The 362-nt window shown below is 64.1% G+C and carries 1 protein-coding gene; it reads right to left on the minus strand.

Translation table 11 applies throughout. From position 1 onward, the window contains the following. Positions 1-362: Ig-like domain-containing protein (locus F3I62_RS20095; RefSeq protein ID WP_256667845.1), on the minus strand; the 362-nt coding region annotated here is incomplete at both ends.

Below are 362 nucleotides of genomic sequence, written 5' to 3' on the forward strand. Positions count from 1 at the left end.
TCGGCGTTGCTGAAGCCGCTGACCGCCTCGCTGAAGGTGATGGTCACCAGCGAGGTTTCACCGGCTGTCAGGCTGCTGTCGGCGACCACTATGGCCGCGGTTGGCTGCGCGGTATCGATGGCGTAGTTGTTCGAATCGGTGGTGCCGCTGCCGGTGTTGCCAGCTCCGTCGGTTACTCCACCATTGGCGAGGCTGATCAGGTTGCTGGCGTCGGTGATGTTGCTGGTCGGGGTGAAGGTCGCCGTCCAGGTGACTCCGCCGTCGCTGCTGTTCACCGCGCTGAGGCTGCCATTGACCACCGTCAGATCGGCGTTGCTGAAGCCGCTGACCGCCTCGCTGAAGGTGATGGTCACCAGCGAGGT

The sequence above is a fragment of the Pseudomonas sp. R-28-1W-6 genome (assembly GCF_009799925.1).
In the GTDB taxonomy this organism is placed as follows: domain Bacteria; phylum Pseudomonadota; class Gammaproteobacteria; order Pseudomonadales; family Pseudomonadaceae; genus Aquipseudomonas.